Genomic DNA, 21798 nt, shown 5'->3' with positions numbered 1-21798 from the left:
TTACAATACTCCCTCTATTGCTTTTACAACATACGTAGCATCTTCTTTTGTCATATCAGCATATAATGGCAATCTAAGTAATCGTGATGCAATGTCTTCCGTAATAGGACAATCCTCTGGTTTATATCCTAATTTCAATCCATATGGCGAAGAATGTAATGGAACATAACAAATATATGCAACGATGTCTTTTTCTTTTAATTTTTTAATTAGATCATCTCTTATTTCTGCAGTAGGTAATAAAATATTAAACATATGTGCATTATGTTGTATACCTTCTGGAATGATAGGCAAACGTAATTTTTTATTTTTTTCTAAATCTTGTAATCCTTCATAATATGTATTCCATACTAACATTCTTTTTTCCATAATCTCATCATATCTATCCATTTGAGCACTTAATAATGCTGCTAAAAGATCTGATGGAAGAAATGATGAACCAATATCATGCCAAGTATATTTATCAACAAGACCTCTTAAAACATTTCTTCTATTAGTTCCTTTTTCACGAATAATTTCAGCTCTTTCCATGTATTTTTCTTCATTAACGATAATTGCTCCACCTTCACCCATTGCATAATTTTTTGTTTCATGGAAACTATAGCAACCAAACTCAGTCATTGTACCAGCCACTTTTCCTTTGTAAGTTGAACCAACAGCTTGTGCTGCATCTTCAATAATGAATAAATTATATTTATTAGCAATTTCAATGATTTTATCCATTTCACATGGAATACCTGCATAGTGAACAACATAGATTGCTTTTGTCTTATCAGTAATTAAATATTCTATTTTATTCTCATCTATATTAAAAGTATCTTCTCTTATATCACAAAAGATTGCTTTAGCACCTCTTAATAAAAAAGCATTAATAGTAGATGAGAATGTAAAAGAAGGGGCGATGACTTCATCACCATCTTGTAAATCAGCTAAAATTGATGCCATTTCTAAAGCTGTTGTTCCTGATGTTGTTAACAACATATTCTTTATTCCAAATCTCTCTTGAAATTGTTGGTACACTCTATTTGTATATTTTCCATCACCTGATAAAATACTGTTATGTAACGCATCAACAATATATTTTTCTTCTAATTGAGTAATGGTTGGTTTGTTAAACTTAATCATTTTTATTTCCCCCTAAATCTCTTATTTGATTAACTAAATAACTTTGTATTTTTAAATCATCGTATAGTTTTTTTCTTTCATTTTCGTCTCTTAATGCATTCCAAAATACATTAATTGATTTAGAAAAATGATTATCTTCTTTCAATACAAATTCTTCTATTTGATTATTTTTTGTTATAGTTAGCATTGGTTTATTACCTGGTGGTGATGTGAAAATTCTATTCGTTGATAATTTTCCTTTTGACCCTATAATTTCTAAAGAGCAGGAATAGTCATTATCCATTCCAAAAGCTCCTTGAAAAGTGACATTATCATTTGAAGCAGAAAAATCTCCAAACAAATCAATATCGTATTCAATAGAATTATATAGATGTGCACATTCTATATGTAGATTTGTTCCTAATAATATTGTAGCCAATTTGACTACATATCCACCTGCATCCAACAAGGCACCACCGCCTAACTTTTTAGAATAACGAAAATCATTCGATTGTCGTTTTGGAAAACAGAAGTTGGATCTTATGAGTCTTAAATCTCCTAATTCTTTATTTAACAATACATTCTGTATTTCTGAAAGTTGAGAATGGTATTGGAACATGTAATTTTCTTGTAATACGAGATTTCTTTCATTAGCAATTTTAATGAGTTCTAATGTATCTTCATAATTTGTAGTCAGTGGTTTTTCAAGAAAAACATGTTTATTTTTCAAAAGGGCTTTTTTTGCATATTGATAATGTAATGCTGGTGGTAAAGGTATATATAAAACTTCAATTTCTGGATTGTCGATTAAATCATCAAAACAATCGTATATATCTATATGAAATTCATTTTGAAACTTTTCAACTTTAGATTGATCATATTCTTCGGCTAAACCAACACATTGAAAATTTTTATTTTCCATAAGAGCTGGCAAAAACATTCTATATGCGATATCAGCGGCTCCAAGTATCCCAATTTTTATCATTATTCTACCTCCAATAAAGACATTAAATTTCTTAATTGTATATTACATACATTATTAAATTGAATCATTTTATTAATCGTATGAAAGTCTAACCATATGTACTGATCTGTAATATTGATATCATTTTCTTTGATGTCGATAATAATGTTTCTATTTTGCTCATGATAAAATCTTCCACCTTCTTCAGATAAAAGAGTATCAAAAACAATATTCTTTTCTTCGTTTAAGTACTTAAAAAAGACATCTTCTACAATGTCTCTCTCTTTTTTATTAATTTCGTTTGCTTCAAATTGAATGGATGGTCCGAATTCAACAGTATCAAAGCATCCAATTTCTTTTTTTAGATGAACTAAATATTCACGTTTTGAATTATGAATACGTGTTATCAATCCAAAAATAGCTATACCAGTTGCTTCAAATAAAGGTTGAGTCCAATGTGTTACTTCACGGCCATCGATTTTAATGTCACAAAATATGACTTTAAAATTTGCATTAGAATTACTTATTTCATTGGAAGTGAACTTCCATGTCTTTAATTCATCTAATTTTATAAATTTATATTTCTTATCTTCAAACATTTTTATATTATTCAATTTATGAAATGCTTCACTCATTTTGCTAGAATTATCATCAAAAACTGAATTCAAAAATTCTTTATTTTTATATTGATTGAATAAAGATTCTCTTTGTTTATCATTTTGAAAAGGGAAAATCGGTAAACAAGATATAACAGTACGTGTATCCATATTGACTATGTTATCAAATTTCATTAATCTTTTTATTTGTCCTAATGTCATCCATTTAAAATTTTTATGTATCTCTATATCTTTATCAACCATAATAACAATGTTTCTATTTCTTTTATGAAAAAAACGAGAAGATTGTTCTGATTGTATCTGATCTACAATAATATGTTTTGGATCTACATCTATAAAATATTCTAAATACAATGTTTTTTTTCCACCGTGTTTTTGTGTGAAATTACTTTTTGTAGCTTGAATAGTTGGTGAAATTTGTATCTGATTAATGTTTCCTGGTTCTATTTTAGCTTGCATTAAAAAATTGAGCTGATTGTCTATAACAGAACATATAATACCTAAAAAACCAATTTCATTTTGAAAAATAATAGGTTGTTCACTAACAACTTTATCATCAATATATTCCTGAATTCCCTGAATATAAAAAAAACTATTATTTTTGTTTGTAATGATTCCTTTATCATGATCATAAAACCAATAATTGCTATCATCTAATTTGTTTTTAGTAATAGTGACTTCAATATTCTTATTAAGAAAAGCTATCCATTCATCAATTTCTTGATTAGTAGAAACATTACCATTTTTATCTATCCATGAATTAAAGAGAAGATTGTTCCACTGTTCTTTCATATGTACTTCCCTCAACTGCAATTCTTCTTAAATATTTCCCATATTCTGTTTTACATTGTTCTTCAGCCAATTTTAATAGTTGTTCTTTATTGATATATCTTTTAACATATGCAATTTCTTCGATACATGAAATATATAATCCTTGTCGCTTTTGAATACTCGCTACATACTGTGAAGCTTCTAATAAATTATCATGATTTCCTGTATCCAGCCACGCTGTCCCTCTACTTAAAAGTTCAACTTTTAATTGTTTTCTTTTAAGATATTCATTATTAACAGAAGTAATTTCTAATTCCCCTCTATCAGATGGCTTGATTGTTTTAGCAATTTCAACAACATCATTGTCATAAAAATATAAGCCTGGAACTGCATAATTTGATTTAGGATTCTGTGGTTTTTCCTCAATAGAAATAACATCTTTGTTTATATCAAAAGAAACAACTCCATATTCTCTTGGATCATTAACATAATATCCAAATATCAAAGCTCCATTTTTAATATGACTTGCTTTTTGTAAAGTTTCTGTAAAATTGGTTCCATAAAAGATATTATCTCCCAATATTAAACATACACTATCATCTTCTATGAATTCTTCACCAATAATAAAAGCTTCAGCTAAACCATTTGGTTTATCTTGAATTGCATATTCAATATATATACCTAATTGACTTCCATCTCCTAATAATTCTTCAAATACAACAACATCTCTAGGAGTAGAGATAATAAGAATTTCTTTAATACCTGCTAACATTAAAGTTGATAATGGATAATAAATCATTGGTTTATCATATACAGGTAAAATTTGCTTTGACACTGATTTTGTGAGAGGATATAATCTTGTCCCTGATCCTCCGGCTAAAATGATTCCCTTCATCTTTATTGTTCTCCCTTTTCTAATCTATTTTTGTACATTTTATTAAAATAGTTTTGATATTCTCCTGAAAGAATGTTTTGCCACCATTCTTTATTATCAAGATACCATTGAATTGTCTGCTGGATACCTGTATCAAAGTTATATTTTGGTTTCCATCCTAATTCTGTTTCCAGTTTTGTTGGATCAATCGCATATCTTAAATCATGTCCTTTTCTATCTTCTACATACTTGATTAATGATTCTGGTTTATCTAATGCTTTTAAGATTGTTTTAACAACCTGAAGATTTGTTCTTTCATTATGTCCACCTACATTATAGACTTCTCCAACTCTTCCTTTTCTAATGATTAAATCAATAGCCACACAATGATCATAAACATGTAACCAGTCTCTCACATTTTCCCCTGTTCCATAAACTGGTAATGATTCATCAGCTAATGCTCTTGAAATCATTAATGGAATAAGTTTTTCTGGAAAATGATATGGTCCATAGTTATTAGAACATCTGCTGATTGTGACAGGTAAACCATATGTTCTATGATATGCTAACACAAATAAATCAGCAGCAGCTTTAGATGAACTGTATGGACTAGATGTATGTAATGGTGTTTCTTCTGTAAAGAACAAGTCTGGTCTATCTAATGGTAAATCACCATAGACTTCATCAGTTGATACCTGATGATATCTTTTGATTCCATATTGATTACAAGCATCTAATAATGTTGTTGTTCCCATAACATTTGTTCTGACAAAGCTTTCAGGATCTTCAATACTTCTATCAACATGTGATTCTGCTGCAAAGTTGACAATAACATCAAATTTTTCTTTTTCAAATAAATCAAAGATAAACTTTCTATCAGCAATATCACCTTTAACAAACTTATAATTAGGTTTTCCTTCTACTGGTTTACATGTTTCTAAATTACCAGCATAAGTTAATAAATCTAAATTGACAATCATATCTTCAGGATATTTATCCACCATATAATGGACAAAGTTACCACCAATAAATCCTGCTCCACCTGTTACTAATATTTTCATTATTTACTCCCCCTTAGCACTTACAATTTTCCATATTTGATATCCATCGACTTCTTTTATAAATATTTTTTTCTTTTTCGTATCACTTCTTTGATTAATAAAATTTATTATTTCATCAACATAATAATTTTCTATTAAATAAACATTCTCGTGATTTAAAAGGGCGAATGTATCTTCAACATTTTGGTTTTCTAATATCTTTACAACTGTTGGATGTTTCGTATCAGTTCCAGATAAAAAAAGACTATTTGTAAATATATTAGGTTCTACAATATCAAGAATATTGTAATTAAGATATATACTTTGTACTGTCGTTTGAAATCCTAAAAGATAGATATTATCACGATGTCCTATAATTTCATTGAATAAATTGTGTTGATTATTCTCTTTATTGAATGTTGTTCTATATTTTGACAATGAATTATCATTTGCATAATACATAATATCAAACACAGAACTTGAATCATTTTGATAATATAAAGGTATTCTCAATAGAACCATCATTGACAACAAAGTAAGTAAAAAACTTTTATAATCTTTATTTTGTTTTTTAGCAAAATAAATCATTAAATATATTAAATGAGTGATGACTGTAAATAATATGACACTTTCAATTCTATATACCAGTCTGCCTCGATACAAAAGAACATAAAACAAAGATACAAATCCTAATATATATATAAGATAAATAAATAACATTTTTCTTTGATATAACAAAAATAAAATACCGATAATAATAATTGTCCATACAAAAATGTAATTCATATAGTTTCGATCTAATAATTTTATGAGTGTATCTTTATATCCAGTTCTATGCTCAGAATGATATTTTTCTAATATTTGATTTAAATCTTTGAGTTTTTCTTTAGAAAAATAACTGGTATCTCCAAAATCCCAATGAAGAAATGTCAGATAATCAATTTCAGTAATACCAATTTTTTGACATTCTTCTTTTATTGCATAATAATCAGGATGAGGATAATCAACTAATTGAGCTCGCAATTGATTATATTCTTTATATTCCGAATAATCAGAATGACTGTTTACATACATCTTTTCTGTAATTGTGTTTCCTATAAAACATCCTAGTACTGATATACAGCATATAAATATTTTTAATAGGTTTTTTTTGATTTTCATTCTATATCTATAGATATAGAATAAAATGATCAAAAAGAAAAATGGAAGTGTAATATACAGAGTATACTGTCTAATAAGTAAACCGACTTCTAAAAATATCATTCCCCCAAAAAAATACTTTTTATTAGACTTCTCAAAAATATATATTATTAATAACAATCCTCCTGCAATAATGGCTATACCAGCAGTTTTTGTAAATTGCATTAACAAATATAGGTCAGCGCTCACAAAAGATAGAAATAAAATATTAAGAGTTATAGTTAATAATGTCTTTTTTTGAGAAAGAAAAATATATGATATAGCTAACAATGAAAAAAATATAATAACAATTTGGAATAAACTATACCAATTTATATGTGCATATATTTCATATAGGAATGAGAGTATATAGCCAACGAAAATATGCATAAACATAATTTCTGGAGATGGTTGATTATTATATGCTCCTGATACTATTAATTCCATTATAAAATCATCTGATGTTTCAAATTTCATTGTGTGGCTTAATATAAATGGTATTAAACATAATAAATTAAAAATAAAAGATAGTTGTAATGGACTCAGTTGAAATATTTTATTTTTGATTCGTTCCCATGTTTTATAAATATAATTCAACATATTTTAAGCTCTCTTCTATAACATGATGCATATCAAAGTATTTATACATGCCTAGTCTTCCACCAAAGATAACCTTATCTTCCTTCTGTGCTAATGCTTTGTATTTTTCATATAAGGCATTGTTTTTCTCATCATTCATTGGATAATAGGGTTCATCTCCTTTTTTCCATGTTGCAGGATATTCTCTGGTTATGACTGTTTTAGGTTGTGTTCCATATTCAAAATGCTTATGCTCTATGATTCTTGTATAAGGCACTTCATATTCATTGTAGTTCACAACGGCATTTCCCTGATAATTGTCTATATCTAAAACCTCTTCTTCAAACCTTAAACTGCGATATTCCAGTTCTCCATAGCAGTAGTCATAATACTGATCTATCATCCCTGTAAAGACAATCTTATCTGCAATCTCTTCTAGTTCTTTACGATGTTCAAAGAAATCACAGTTAACTTTCACATCGATACCTTCAAGCATCTTTTCAATAATCTGTGTATATCCTCCTATTGGTATACCCTGATACAAATCATTGAAATAGTTGTTATCATATGTAAATCTGACAGGCAGTCTTTTAATGATAAATGATGGTAGCTCAGTACATGGTCTACCCCATTGCTTTTGCGTATAGCCCTTGACAAGCTTTTCATAAATATCTTTTCCTACTAAAGAAATAGCCTGTTCCTCTAGATTTTTTGGCTCTGTAATACCTGATTCTTTAATCTGCTCATTGATTTTGGCTTTAGCTTGTTCAGGTGTGACAACACCCCATAACTTATTGAAAGTATTCATGTTAAAAGGCATGTTATAGATTTCACCTTTATAATTAGCAATCGGACTATTTGTATATCTGTTAAATTCAGCAAACTGTTGAATATAATCCCAGACCATCTTATTGGAAGTATGGAAAATATGCGCTCCATACTTATGTACATTGATGCCTTCCACTTCTTCAGTATAAATATTTCCACCAACATGACTTCTTTTATCAATAACAAGACATGTCTTTCCTTTTTTATGAGCTTCATAAGCAAAGATACTGCCAAATAATCCACTTCCTACTATTAAATAATCATATTTCATATATTTCACTCCCTTCCAAATTTTGAAATAATTTGTCAACGATTTTTGAATCCTTACTATAATCAAATTTTCGTATAAAAAAAGAAGAATGTATGTTAACAATTTCTTCATAATCTTCTTCTACAAAAGTATAAGGATTTCCTCTTTCCCAATCTACATATCTACCTAATTGAATTTTTCTTTCTTCTTTTGGTAAGTCATAATAGTTATCTTTTGAAAATTTAGAATTAAACAATAAAGTTTGTAAGAATAATTCATCTCCACAACAAGAATACTTAAAATATTTATCTATCCATTTTTGGGATGCAATCACATATTTCGCAAAGTCATGTGTTATATCAAACCAATTTGATCCATATTTAAATTGTTGATTGTCGATTCTATTGATTTTTAAAAACTTTTGCAATTTTAAAAATGTTTCTCTAATGAAAGTTTGAGGTTTTCTCAAAATTGCATGAGAACTGCGAATTGAATTCATAAATATATAATAATATTTAACTCTATCAATGACTTTATTTTCTATAGCAATTTCTTCTGGTGAAAATTCAACAAATTCTTTTCCTTTGTTTTTTTCAAAAAAATCTAGAAATTGTTGTTTGGTAAATAATGGAATATCACACCCCGAAATCAAATGATAATAATCATATTCTTTTTTTATTGCCGTACGTAATAAAATCAATTCAGATTTGATTTGATTATATGTTCCCCAATATATTTTTAATGAATCTACAAAATAAACTTGAGATTTATGACATACATTTTTTATAAGATCATACTTATAATGAATTGCTTTCTTATCAACATGAATATAAAAATCGATATTTTCATCATCATATGCTTTTAAAAGATGCTGTGTAATTTCTTCATTATTATGTGTTGTAATTAATATTGCATGTCTCATTTTAATTTCTCCCTAAATTGATGAAGTGTTTCAAAAATCAATTTATCTTTTACTAGAAATAACAATCCAAAATAAATAAGAATACCTATTAATATAAGAATTAATGTCATTATCATGGTTGGTTCTAATATAAAAGATAAAGCAAAGATTAAAATAAACATGATAAATGAAGAAAATATATAATTTTTGGATTTTTTAATGACGCTTATCATATTTATTTCTTTATAAATACTACACATTTGAACAACGACAACACCCAATTCAGCAATAACTGAAGCAAATGCAGCACCAGTAGATAAAAAGATAGGAATAAAAATACAATTAAGTACTAAATTGATACATGACCCAACAATTGTAGAAATAGTATATATTTTTTGGCGTTGCGTAGGAATCAAATACTGAAAACCAAGTATATTACTAATGCCAATAAATACAACTATTGGTGAAGTAATAATCAGTATCTGCGCTGACTCTAGAAACTCAGATCCTAAAAACCAAGGAATTAAATTAAACGAAATTCCAATTAATCCAAACATTATAGGGAAAGCAATTAAAAATGTATAAATCAATGAATTCTCTGTATATTGAATGATTTTTTCTTGATCTTTTTGAACATACAAATTAGCTATTCTTGGTAACATGACAGTACTTAATGAGGTAACGACAGTTAAAGCTAATTTAACAATTTTTTGAGCTTGTTCATAATATCCTATTTGGGCTGTATTATTAGTAATCAAACCTATCATGAATCGATCTAAAACTGTATAGATTGAAATAGCAATTTGTGGAAAGAATAAAATCAAAGTTGGTTTTATGTGTTTTTTGATTTGAAGTGAGCGTAACGGGACTTTACAAACATATTTATGTATTGTTATCCACATAGATAGATTTCCTAATAATAAGGAAAATGAATATATGAATGCATATAAAGGTAAATCATTTTTTTCTTTTACAAATGCAAAAATACAAATAATTCCTAATATTTTAACAAGCACATTTCTAACAACGATTTTCTTAAAATCCTCAATTCCTTGATAAAAATATGTAATATCTAACATATTGGCAATCAAATCAATGATTTGGATATAAAACAAAATTTTATATTGATTCATTATTTGAATGGTCATTATAAAAATAATGATACTAATAGTCATAGTACACATTTTTAACAATAGAATTTCAAAAAAAGCAGTACTTCTCTTTTCTTGATCATTCTGGTAATATGCAATTTCTCTCTGACCATATAAATTTAATCCAATACAACCAAAAAGAATAAAATAAGTAACAATAGAGGTTGTATAGCTATAAGTACCAATTCCATCCGGACCCAAAATACGAGATACATATGGAGTTGTTATTAATGGAAGAATAATAACAAGTATCTGATATAAAAGATTAAAGATATAGTTTACAGTTATTTTTTTCTTCATTCATTTCAACTCCTTTATTGATTTATATATTCAATTTTTGGTTTGAATTTACGACCGTCTCTTATGCCTTTAATAATAATCTTTATTTTTTTCCATTTTCCACTTTGTTGACTTCTTAATATTTTTTTGATATCTAGGAAAATGCCATAGTAATATAAGAGCATTGATAATTTATTTCCTTGTTTCTTATTAACGTAGTACATATTTCTATAAGAAAATTTATATCTAAAGAGTCTATCAGGAGAATCTTGTGATATATCTGTTGGAATATTACTATTCATTTTATGGACAACTATGCTTTTAGAAACAAAATATGAATCTTTTGCTTCACTAATTCTTTTTGTATATTCAGCATCATCACCCCAAACAAAAAATTCCTTCAATGGTAATCCAACTTGTTTAACTATATCAGATGAAAAGAAACAAGAAACAAATGAACATTGTGAAACATTTAATAAACCATACGAAAGATATTGTGTATTTGAAATCCAACTATTAGAAATGTTAGGAACATTCATAGCACAAGGATTTCCATCTATCCATTTAACATCACTACATAAAAAGCCATAATCTTGTAAAATATTATCTGCTTTAATAAGTTCTTCTAAAGCAGTAGGGGTAGGAATTGTATCATCATCCATAATCCAAATTTTTTGATAGTTTTGTTCTACTGCTTTTTTGATTCCATAATGGAAACCACCAGCACCACCAAGATTTTCGCCAGTATTCATATAAGAGATATTTTGAAACTGATCAATTTTTTGTTGAATATAATCATAAGTTCCGTCTGTGCTGGCATTATCAACAATATAAATATCAAATTGATTGAAAGTTTGATTTAATAAAGCATCTATAGCTTCATTTAATAAAACTTTACGGTTATATGTGACAATTATAGCTACAATTTTATTCATTAACTTCAACCTTTCATTTTTAAATCTATTAAAATTTTTGATAAACGATAACATTTCATGCTTATCAAATAACAAAGAATTTTATAACCTTTAGACTGCTGTTGAAAATATTTGTTTTTTTTCCAATTTGGATAATGATTCTTTAATTTCAAGTAACATTGTCTTATTTCTTTGACGCGCATAAAAGGAATCATTCTTAGAGCGTTTTGAAAAAGAAGATTACTTATAAATAGATATTCTTTTTCATCTTTAAAATCTGTATCAGAAACCTGATTATCAAAATATTCCATGGCAGTAAGTATATCTAACATCTTTGGATTATAATCCTTTTGCTTCATGATTGAATTTTCTCTTTGCCTATAGTAGTACAATGGTGTATGTAAGTAATAAATTGTTTGACAAAAATTAATATAATTCGCTGTTGTTGCTCTATCCTCATACCATAATCCTTTAGGGAAATATATTTGATTATTCTTGATGATGTCTGTTTTAATAACTTTGTTCCATGCAGCTGGATTCATTAATAAATAATTTTTTTTGTTGATAAATCCACTCTTCTGATTTGAAATGTGAACAACTTCATTTTGTGTTTCCCATTTATTAAAATAATCAAATATTATTAAATCAGGATGTTTGTCATTAATGATTTTTTCTAATTGATCAAGACTGTTATCAGTAATAACATCATCACTATCAATAAAAAATATATATTCATTTTTCGCATATGGTATAGCATAATTTCGAGCGTCACTTAATCCACCATTTTCTTTTTTTAAATATTTGAAAATATATGGATATTGATCTGCATAATTTTGAGCTATCTGGCTTGAATAATCTGTTGATCCATCATCTACTAATAGAACTTCAATGTTGGATTTGTTTTGACATATAATAGATTCTAAACATTCTTTTAAATAGTCTTGCACATTATATATAGGTATAACTATTGAAAACATGATTAACTCCTTTTCAATAAACAATCTTTAAAAAATAATAGCCATTTTGCAAACGTAAACTGTCTTTTAAATAAAAGATAACAAAATAATTTATATAACTTTGGCTTTAATAAATAATATTTGTTTTGATTCCAATGATTATAAAATTTTTCATGATCACTTAAACATTTATCTAATTCTTCATATCTTTTTAATGGTAATAACTTTAAAGCAGATCCATAAAAAAGATGTTGTAGAGACAGATATTCTAATTCTTCAGGAAATTGATTGTTCAAGTGCCTTCTCAAGTTATCTATAGCTTCAATCATATCCAAAATTTTTGGATTATATTTATTTTGATTCATAATTGAATTAGTTCTAAATTGATAAAAATAAATACCCTCATGAATATAGCCAATTTTATTTGTATAATTAGCTAAACTAGGAATAACTGCTAAATCTTCATACCAAATTTTAGTTGGAAACATAATTTGATTTTCTACAAATAATGATCTTTTAAACATTTTATTACATGCATTTGGCGTAGATAAAATGTAATCTGTTGATGAAACATTATTCATACTTTTTTCATGAACAAATTTCTCATCATTATATACTTTCACAAAATCAAAAACTAAAATATCTAAATCTTTTTCTTTCATGAAAGACGTTAATTTCTTCAAACTATTTTCTTTTATATAATCATCGCTATCTACAAACATAAGATATTGTCCTTTTGCATAAGGAATGGCATAATTTCTAGTATCACCTAATCCACCATTTTCCTTAACAAATCCCTTTACTATGTTTGGATACTTCTTTTCATATTCATCTATTATAGTTTGAGAATTATCTGGTGAAGAATCATTAACAAGTAAAATCTCATAATTATCTATATCTTGATTTAATAATGAGTCAATACATTTTCTTAAATATTTTTCTGTATTATATATTGGAACAATAATACTTACTTCAACCATTTTAATTCTCCTTTTTTATATTTTTTAGATAAATATTCAAAAACGATGACAAGTAATATCGCAAATCCACAATGCCATATGTATTCTCTATATATTGCACCAAAGTATCCTCTAATCCAAAAAAACAGGAGAGGCGTGATATATGTTGCCAACAAATAAAGAAAATACTTTTTATTTTTTCTAGAAATAACAATTCGATAATATATATAACCTAGAAGAATTCCTAATACTAAAGCAAAAAGAAAACCAGCCCAATGGAACGAATAAAACAGTTCTCCTACATACGAACCTCCGATGGGTTGATTATATGTGTTGATATGATTGGTATAAATCATTTGATTGACTACATTAGCATTAAACCCACCAATGTTAGGTAAAACTAAAATAATTGGTAAAATATAATTTAAACCAAATGTTGGTCCAGGTTTTGAAGCGATAGTAAAACACACAGTTGAAAATGTCGATCCAAATTCAGATAGTGCCATGACAATCTGATTATCAGTTAATGAGTATAAAAAAACATCGGCAATTTCATTTAGATGAAATCCTGATATATTTCTTACATTTGCTATAAAATTCAATAAAACTAATCCAAAATATCCAAGTAAAATTAAATAAATAATTTGTTTTCCTGATAGATTGTATACGAGGTTTTCCCAAACAATAAACAATCCTACTAAAAATACAATAGATTCTCCTCGACCACCACTTGACATCATAATCACTTTATATATGATAGTTGAGCAAAATATGGTATTGGCAATTCTCTTGTTATTAGAAAAGCCAATAATCAAAGCAAAAACTGAAAAATTAAAGAAATTAGCGATGACTTCTACAAAATCGTGAACATTTAAATTAAATGTATTTGTATAACCACCCTGAAAAAATAATATTAAACGTGATACATCGATATATAAGGTAGGGATAATTCCAATCAAAAAACAAATGATACCAATTATTTGTATTTTCTTTAAAGAAATATTAAATATTGCATGGTTTGTATAAGAATTTGAATGTTTTTTCATCATATATTTATAGAAAAAAAACAATCCTATAAAAAGCATTGTTTGTGATAACAAAGTAAATACGGCTGCTTCTTTATAAACATCAAATCGAATATACCATAATGGAAAAAGGACATTATTTCCAAAATCCATATTGAAAGCTTTAATTGGGATATGACCATAATTAAAGACATAGCTTAAAATAAAAAATACAATTGGAAAAGTAATTAACTTTTTTTCTAATTGAAAAAAAGAAACAATATGTATAATAAGTTGAAGCAAAGTAATTAAAAAGAAGATAATAAACCAGGTTTGTTGATGAGAAATGAGAAGCGTTCCACCCCCTAGCAAGCATAAAATGACTTCTATACACAACAAATTTTTATATTTCAAAATATCTTCTTTTTGACTTAGTAAATAATTTTTCATCTCAAATCTTCCTTTTATATATATTCATTATTCTCGTTGGTATCAAACCAACAATTAGAGGCTTTAATGCATAAAGATAATAACGAATAGAAACATTTTCTTTTTTCATCCAATAAAACTTTAATTTTGCTTCTTGTAATCTATATTTATACTTTCTCTTTTTTATAGAAAAAAAACTTTCTCTATAATAGAGAAGAGGAATATCCAAATTGTATATTTTAAATTTATTTGACAAAAGCTTACACCATAAATCATAATCTTCAGCTCTTTGTGTTAATTGATTGACTGTGTAACCATTCACAGCTAGTAATGCATCCTTTTTCATAAGTACAGTAGGATGAATAATTTGGGTCTTTTTTATTGCATCTGATAAACTGACTTCATAAGGATGAATAATAAATTCTTTACATGGTTCATCGTTTTCATTAATGGTTATGCTCTTTGCACCTACAACAGCATACTCTTTATGTTCTAATAAGAAATTGTATTCAACTTCTAATCTATTTATATAGCTAATATCATCACTATCCATTCTTGCAATATATTGACCTGTTGCCATTTGTATGCATTCATTTAATGATGCAGCTAAACCTAAGTTAGTTGAATGATTAATAACTTTAATTCTTGAATCTAGTTTTTGATATTTTTGTATTATCGATAAACTAGAATCAGTTGAACAATCATTGCATATAATAAATTCAAAATCTTCAAAAGTTTGATTTAAAATTGATTGAATTGATTTTTCAAGATATTTAGCATCATTATATACGCTCATTATCACAGAAATCATTACCATCCATTAAAACTCCAATCCATAGATTTTTTTCATTTCTTTTAATATAGTTTGTAAACTATATGTCTCCATAGATTTTAAACTATTCTGAATAATATTAGGAAAATCATCTTGCTGGTTTAAAATAATATCTATCGCATCTTCCTGGAATTGAGATAAATCCAGAAGATATCCATCTTTTTGATGAGATATGAGATCAGTATTTCCTCTAATACGACTGGCTATACAAACTAATCCACAAGCTTTTGCTTCCATTAAGGCAACAGATAAGCCTTCTCTTTTAGAGGGGAATAAAAAAATATAACAAGATTTCATGATTTCAATAATATCATTTCTATATCCTAGTAAATGTAATCTATTAGACACATGAAGTTGTTTTGCTAATTGCTCATAATTCTCTTTCATATTACCAATTCCACAAATAAGATAATGAATATGATTTGGTAAATTAGGGAGACATTCTATAACAACTTTATGATTTTTATTTTCATTGAGTTCTCCTACAGATAAACATAATACGGAATCTATAGGTATTTGTAATTCTTCACATAACTTTTTCTTATTTCCTTGAATAGAGTTTATTTTATCCATATCAATTCCTACACCAGGCACATATTGAATTTTTCCGGTCTTTTTCAATTTAAATTTTTGTGCAATTTTATAATCTTCTTTGTTAATGGTTATAAGAATATCAGTATAGTGAGAACATATTTTTTCAATTGGATAATAAATTACCCAATTTTTTAAAGGAGCTCCTTTAAAAAAATGAAAACCATGTGCAGTATAAATCATTTTTGTACTTTTATAATGCTTGCTCATTCTATTTGCAATACGAGCAATAACACCACCTACAGGTGTATGACAGTGAATAATATCAAAATTGTATTGATTTATAATTTTTTTTAATTGTCGTAAAGCTTTTAAATTATGAGTGTGAAATGGATTTCTTTCAAAAGGAAGGTCATGTTTAATATCACAAGATTCAAAAACATGTTCTCCATGAGAAGCTACATGAACTTCATATCCATAATCATGAAACATTTTTAAAAATGGAATATGAAAAGCTTGTATATGACTATCTACATGTGCAACAAATAAGACTTTTTTCTTATTTTTCATATCTCAAATCTCCAAAACATTTTGTAATAATTCCTACTTTTCCAATAAATAGTCGAATAATAGGATTAAATATTGATAGATAAAATACTTTGACATTCTCTTCCTTCATCTGTCTTCTTATCATATCAACCGTACACATATATTCCTTGTTCTGTGGCAGATATAATCCCTGACTATCCTCATCTATATATTCTTTTATATCCTGACATAGCTTCTCTATAGATATTGAGCTTCTCTCATTTCTAAGAGTAGGGAAAATATGAAACTTTCTGACAGCTTTATATAATCTTTCCATATTTCCTGGAGCTCCTTTTCCATATACCATTGGTGGTCGAACAATACATACTTTGAAATTATCCTCATCTAATTCATTTAATTTTAATTCAGCTTCATATTTGCTTTTTCCATAGTATGTATGAGGATGACATTTCGTATCTTTCGTAATAAGCTGATCTGAATAATTTAAACCATATACACTCATTGAGCTCATAAAGATAAATTGGCGAAAATTTTCTGACTTTGCTTTCTTTGCAATGTCAACTGCTAAATCTCTATTCACTTGATAATAAAGCTGCTCATTTTCTCTAACTTCTTTTTTATGTGCTATGCCAGCCACATGATAGACAACATCAAACGAAGAGAAGTCAAACTCTTTCCAGCTGTCATCTCTGACATCCAACTCTTCTACGTAATAGTCATCTGGATACTGTTCAAGGTATTTCTTGAAGCTTGTTCCTATGTAGCTGTCCTTTCCGGTAATCAGGATTCTCTTCATGCTTCTTCCTCCTTATGGAGTTCACCAGTTCCACCTTCAACCACACCTTCATGCTTTAATACGGATGTGATTGTTCCAAAGAAGCATTTCACATCAAATGGAAAAGACATATGTTCTACATAGTATCCATCCAAACTAGCCTTGACATCAATTTCAAGTTCATCTCTTCCATTGATCTGTGCCCATCCAGTCAGTCCTGGCTTGATGTCATTGGCTCCATATTTATCTCTTTCAGCTATCAGGTCATCTTGATTCCATAATGCAGGTCTTGGACCAATGATAGCCATTTCTCCTTTTAATATATTGATGATCTGTGGCAGTTCATCAAGCGATGTCTTTCTCAGGAACTTTCCAGCCTTTGTTATATACTGGTCTGGATTGGATAGCATATGCGTTGGCATATCCTTTGGTGTATCTATATACATTGTTCTGAATTTTAATATGTTGAAATGCTTTTTATTCTTTCCAACTCTCTTCTGTCTAAAGAAGATAGGTCCCTTGCTGTCAAGCTTGATCCATATGCACAGGATAATAAAAACAGGACTTAATACAATAAGTCCAATCAGCGAAAGTATAAAATCTATAACACGTTTCAAGAAGTGCTTATACACTTGTTTTCCCTCCCAATAAAAAAACAAGAATTGTCTAATTCTTGCTTATGATTTCTAGTCCTACCTTTGCTGTTGTATCATTGCCGAAGATATGCAGACTGATATAGGCAATGCGCTTGTGCCTGTCTATCTTCGTTATCATTCCTTCATATCCCTTCAGTGGTCCTTCGCTGATGTGTATCGTTTCTCCCTCGATGAATCCTACCGACATATCCACCAGATGGTCATCTCCAGCAAACCTCTTCAAAAACTCTACCTCACCATCTTCCAAAGGATAGATGACATCTTTCTTCTTTCCAATGATCTTGGTGAGATCTGGTATCTTCTTAAGCTCCACATAGAGCTCTTCTATATGCTCAGTAATCATGAAAACATATCCCCGAAAGAGCACGCATCTGACATCCTGCCAGACTCCTCTAAACTTTTTCCTTGCGACAAACTCGGGAATGAAGCATTCGTGAAGGATGTCATTCGAGATGAGAAATCGACATCTGTCGGCAATCTCCCTTTCATGACCGCTTCTGACCTGCATGACATACCAGTTCATTTCCATGACCTCCTTAAAAAGGGTAGGCTTCGCCTGTTGAACATGTTTTTGATTAAAAAAAATGTTCAACGTATCACACATCTATGACCATACTTCAAGACAAACGTGACAAGGCAACGATTTCCCTCTACAGCATTCCTGACGGATAACTCTCTATTATCCTTTATAAAACCAAAGACATAATACTACAATTTTATTCAGATTGCAACTGTATAAAAATGTAATATCATCGTTAAGAATTTTTATCAGAAATAATTAAGTTCAAAATTGTTTCTTTTATTTCTGATGGAGTTACATTTTCTTTATAAATCACATTATGTAATTGACTTAATCTTGCATCAATATCTTCAACAGATATATCCATTGGTGCATTCTTATAAATCAAATCATTCTTTGTACGTGTTGTATCTTCACCGTCTAAGCGTAACTCCTCAAACATTTTTTCTCCTGGTCTAAGACCAATCTCTTTTATTTCAATATCTTCATAAGGTTTTAATCCTGCTAATCTAATCATCTTTTCAGCTAAATCTAAAATCTTAACAGGTTCCCCCATATCTAAAACAAATATATCTCCCTGATCAGCATAATATCCTGCCTGTAAAACAAGTTGTGCAGCTTCAGGAATTGTCATGAAATAACGTATAATTTCTTTACTTGTTAATGTGACAGGTCCTCCTTCAGCAATCTGTGCTTTAAAAATAGGAATAACTGAACCATTAGAACCTAATACATTTCCAAATCTAACAGCTGCCATTTTTGTAACACCATTATGACCATTAGCCTGTAAAATCATTTCTGTCATACGTTTTGTTGCTCCCATAACATTTGTAGGATTAACAGCTTTATCTGTACTAATCATAATAAATCTTTTCACTTTATGTTCAATACATGAATGTATAACATTATTTGTTCCAAACACATTATTTTTAATGGCTTCCATAGGTCTTGTTTCCATTAATGGCACATGTTTATGTGCTGCCGCATGATAAACAACATCTGGATGATATCTACTAAATATTTCATCAATGGCTTTTTTATCTCTAATAGATGCAATCAATGATTTCATCTCAATATTCTGACTCATTTGACCATGTTCAATATGACGTCTAAATTCCTGTTCTAACATATATAAAGAATTTTCATTAATATCAATCATAACCAATTTTCTAGGTTGAAATTTCACAATCTGACGACATAACTCAGAACCAATACTTCCACCAGCTCCTGTCACAACAACAACCTGATCTTGTAAATAAGAACTGATTTCACTTTGATCAAGATGAATTTCACCTCTACCTAATAAATCTTCAATCTTAATATCGGCAACAACACTATTATTTTTCGTATTGTTCTTAAATTGAAAATTCATAATCTTTGTATCTAAACCATTATTCACACATTCATCATAAATACGTCTTAAATCTTTTTGATTCACATGTGATATAGCAATTAAAGCACTTTCTATATTGTACTTACTTTTAATCTTTGCTAAATCTTCAGTTGTTCCTAAAATAGGATACCCACCAATCATTAAATCTTTCTTAAAGTCATCAATAAAACCAACAATTTTATAATTCAAACTATTGTTCTGTCTTAATTCTCTTAATAATAAGTTTCCAGCATCCCCTGCACCAATAATAATTGTTTTCACTTCTTTAGCATTTTTCTTCAAACTATAACGTCTAAGCAAGCGATATAAAACTCTCACTCCTGACATAATAATCAATGCATAAACTCCAGCAATCAACTCTAAACTAATCAATGAAAACATGCCAAAATAAAGTTGTGATAAAAACATCACAATAATCATCGCTAATATATTAGAAGCAGTTAATCTTAATAATTCATCTACCCCAATATATTTCCATAAACTTTTATAGACTTTAAAAAAAGCAAAACTAAATGTATATACAATCAATAATACCAAAAGCCCCACTGCAACTTCAGTTCCCGTTAATCCAAGTTGCATAGTTCTTAATTGAAAATCATTTTTTGACCAATAAGCAATCAAATAAGAAAACAATACTATCAATAAATCTAATATCAATAATAATTTTTCCCTATGTTTTCTGTATATGGCATTTTCAAAAAAAACATGTAACATATATCCATCTCCCAAATTTTATTTTAGCATAACTTATGACTAAATAGTAACTATCAATGCCATTATAACCAATTTACCGACATATTTCAACACAATATCCATCATCTTCATTGTTCATCATCATCCCAATTATCTATTATCTGTTTGAACGCTTTATCAAAATAAAAAGATAAAAAACCTTCATTATAATAAATTCAGATTTTTATCCCTTCATCTATATATCATCCATATATTTTATATGAAACAATCAAAGATATACCCATATACCTTATTTTATCTCTATTTTGTAAATTATAAACATAAAAAACAATTCTCATTTTATCTACATAAATCTAATAGGGCATTAAAAATAGTGCTCATGTTTATCCTAACTAAATAACAACAAAATGAATATATTATTTATGATATTTATCAATCACAGAATATATGAGATTTGCTAATTCTAACTCACTCCTAAAAAATCTAACTCTATTTGTTCTAAGCCATGTGATTTTTCCTTGCCATGTATTGTTCTGCCTATACATCACTTTCACCATAAAAATATCTTTACTCTTTTTAGGATACATTAATGAACGATTTAAATACTTTTCAAAATTATCTTGTTTTAATTCCTGATAATCCAATTCAACATCAAGTAATTGATTTTTTATGATCACATGATGATATCTTTCATCATATTCAGGAATATTAAAATCTTGCATGATTTGATCCATCATTAATATCAGTTCTGTTAAATTTTGAAACTGGATACTTTTCTTTAAAACTGGACTATGTAAATCACCACAGATCACACCATTTTCATATGATAAAAGTGCAATTGTAAAATACATTTCTTTCGTCATAAACGACACATTTTCCAACACCTTTCTCCATAAACTAAAAAACGAATGATAAAGTAGACATTATCGTTCAATGAATTTATAATAAAAATAAGCTTTTCATGAGTAAAAAAATATAAAAAAATTTACGATTTTTGATGAAATATAAAACAAAAAGTATGCGTGAAAATGTCTACTTTTTAAAGGCAAA

20 protein-coding genes are annotated in these 21798 nt (G+C 28.0%); all 20 read right to left on the bottom strand.

The features are described 5' to 3' along the window. Complete coding sequence (gene rffA / locus ACESR5_RS10315; RefSeq protein ID WP_373155537.1) at positions 1-1125, bottom strand: dTDP-4-amino-4,6-dideoxygalactose transaminase; 1125 nt, start codon at positions 1123-1125, stop codon at positions 1-3. Beyond that, positions 1118-2089, bottom strand: coding sequence for a Gfo/Idh/MocA family protein (locus ACESR5_RS10310; RefSeq protein WP_373155534.1), 972 nt, complete (start codon positions 2087-2089; stop codon positions 1118-1120). The genes rffA and ACESR5_RS10310 overlap by 8 nt, the downstream gene beginning before the upstream one ends. Beyond that, positions 2089-3477, bottom strand: coding sequence for an NDP-hexose 2,3-dehydratase family protein (locus tag ACESR5_RS10305; RefSeq protein ID WP_373155531.1), 1389 nt, complete (start codon positions 3475-3477; stop codon positions 2089-2091). Before ACESR5_RS10305 ends, ACESR5_RS10310 begins: the two co-directional genes overlap by 1 nt. Next, positions 3446-4351 carry a glucose-1-phosphate thymidylyltransferase RfbA gene (gene rfbA / locus ACESR5_RS10300; protein WP_373155527.1) on the bottom strand — a complete coding sequence of 302 codons (906 nt, stop codon included), beginning with the start codon at positions 4349-4351 and terminating at the stop codon, positions 3446-3448. Before rfbA ends, ACESR5_RS10305 begins: the two co-directional genes overlap by 32 nt. 2 nt (positions 4352-4353) lie before the next feature. Further along, complete coding sequence (gene rfbB, locus ACESR5_RS10295; RefSeq protein WP_373155524.1) at positions 4354-5391, bottom strand: dTDP-glucose 4,6-dehydratase; 1038 nt, start codon at positions 5389-5391, stop codon at positions 4354-4356. A 3-nt stretch (positions 5392-5394) separates the two neighbouring features. Further along, on the bottom strand, positions 5395-6531 hold the full coding sequence (locus tag ACESR5_RS10290) for a hypothetical protein (protein WP_373155521.1): 1137 nt from the start codon (positions 6529-6531) through the stop codon (positions 5395-5397). Positions 6532-7129: 598 nt separating this feature from the next. Beyond that, complete coding sequence (gene glf / locus ACESR5_RS10285; protein WP_373155518.1) at positions 7130-8227, bottom strand: UDP-galactopyranose mutase; 1098 nt, start codon at positions 8225-8227, stop codon at positions 7130-7132. After that, on the bottom strand, positions 8217-9128 hold the full coding sequence (locus ACESR5_RS10280; protein WP_087297848.1) for a beta-1,6-N-acetylglucosaminyltransferase: 912 nt from the start codon (positions 9126-9128) through the stop codon (positions 8217-8219). Before ACESR5_RS10280 ends, glf begins: the two co-directional genes overlap by 11 nt. Then, on the bottom strand, positions 9125-10558 hold the full coding sequence (locus ACESR5_RS10275; protein WP_373155513.1) for a flippase: 1434 nt from the start codon (positions 10556-10558) through the stop codon (positions 9125-9127). Before ACESR5_RS10275 ends, ACESR5_RS10280 begins: the two co-directional genes overlap by 4 nt. A gap of 14 nt (positions 10559-10572) precedes the next feature. Continuing rightward, on the bottom strand, positions 10573-11472 hold the full coding sequence (locus tag ACESR5_RS10270; protein WP_087297850.1) for a glycosyltransferase family 2 protein: 900 nt from the start codon (positions 11470-11472) through the stop codon (positions 10573-10575). 5 nt (positions 11473-11477) lie between these two features. After that, positions 11478-12428 (bottom strand): glycosyltransferase family 2 protein, encoded by a 951-nt coding sequence (locus ACESR5_RS10265; RefSeq protein WP_373155511.1) that lies wholly within the window; start codon positions 12426-12428, stop codon positions 11478-11480. Between the two features lie 2 nt (positions 12429-12430). Next, positions 12431-13387, bottom strand: coding sequence for a glycosyltransferase family 2 protein (locus ACESR5_RS10260; protein WP_373155508.1), 957 nt, complete (start codon positions 13385-13387; stop codon positions 12431-12433). After that, complete coding sequence (gene wzy / locus ACESR5_RS10255; RefSeq protein WP_373155505.1) at positions 13375-14820, bottom strand: O-antigen polysaccharide polymerase Wzy; 1446 nt, start codon at positions 14818-14820, stop codon at positions 13375-13377. Before wzy ends, ACESR5_RS10260 begins: the two co-directional genes overlap by 13 nt. A 1-nt stretch (position 14821) precedes the next feature. Next, positions 14822-15616 carry a glycosyltransferase family 2 protein gene (locus ACESR5_RS10250; protein ID WP_373155503.1) on the bottom strand — a complete coding sequence of 265 codons (795 nt, stop codon included), beginning with the start codon at positions 15614-15616 and terminating at the stop codon, positions 14822-14824. Between the two features lie 3 nt (positions 15617-15619). Next, on the bottom strand, positions 15620-16732 hold the full coding sequence (locus tag ACESR5_RS10245; protein ID WP_373155500.1) for a glycosyltransferase family 4 protein: 1113 nt from the start codon (positions 16730-16732) through the stop codon (positions 15620-15622). Then, positions 16722-17507: an NAD-dependent epimerase/dehydratase family protein gene (locus ACESR5_RS10240; protein ID WP_373155497.1), complete on the bottom strand. Its 786-nt coding sequence runs from the start codon at positions 17505-17507 to the stop codon at positions 16722-16724. The genes ACESR5_RS10245 and ACESR5_RS10240 overlap by 11 nt, the downstream gene beginning before the upstream one ends. After that, positions 17504-18118, bottom strand: coding sequence for a sugar transferase (locus ACESR5_RS10235; RefSeq protein ID WP_373155494.1), 615 nt, complete (start codon positions 18116-18118; stop codon positions 17504-17506). The genes ACESR5_RS10240 and ACESR5_RS10235 overlap by 4 nt, the downstream gene beginning before the upstream one ends. A gap of 34 nt (positions 18119-18152) precedes the next feature. Further along, on the bottom strand, positions 18153-18665 hold the full coding sequence (gene loaP, locus ACESR5_RS10230) for an antiterminator LoaP (protein WP_373155491.1): 513 nt from the start codon (positions 18663-18665) through the stop codon (positions 18153-18155). Positions 18666-18897: 232 nt separating this feature from the next. Next, complete coding sequence (locus ACESR5_RS10225; protein ID WP_373155488.1) at positions 18898-20769, bottom strand: polysaccharide biosynthesis protein; 1872 nt, start codon at positions 20767-20769, stop codon at positions 18898-18900. A 395-nt stretch (positions 20770-21164) separates the two neighbouring features. Then, positions 21165-21620: a hypothetical protein gene (locus tag ACESR5_RS10220; protein ID WP_373155485.1), complete on the bottom strand. Its 456-nt coding sequence runs from the start codon at positions 21618-21620 to the stop codon at positions 21165-21167. Positions 21621-21798 lie beyond the last annotated feature (178 nt).

The sequence above is a fragment of the Clostridium sp. AUH-JLR23 genome, from assembly GCF_964238065.1.
Classification (GTDB): Bacteria; Bacillota_I; Bacilli_A; order Erysipelotrichales; family Coprobacillaceae; genus Allocoprobacillus; species Allocoprobacillus merdigallinarum.
This window is presented reverse-complemented; position numbering and strand designations above follow the sequence as displayed.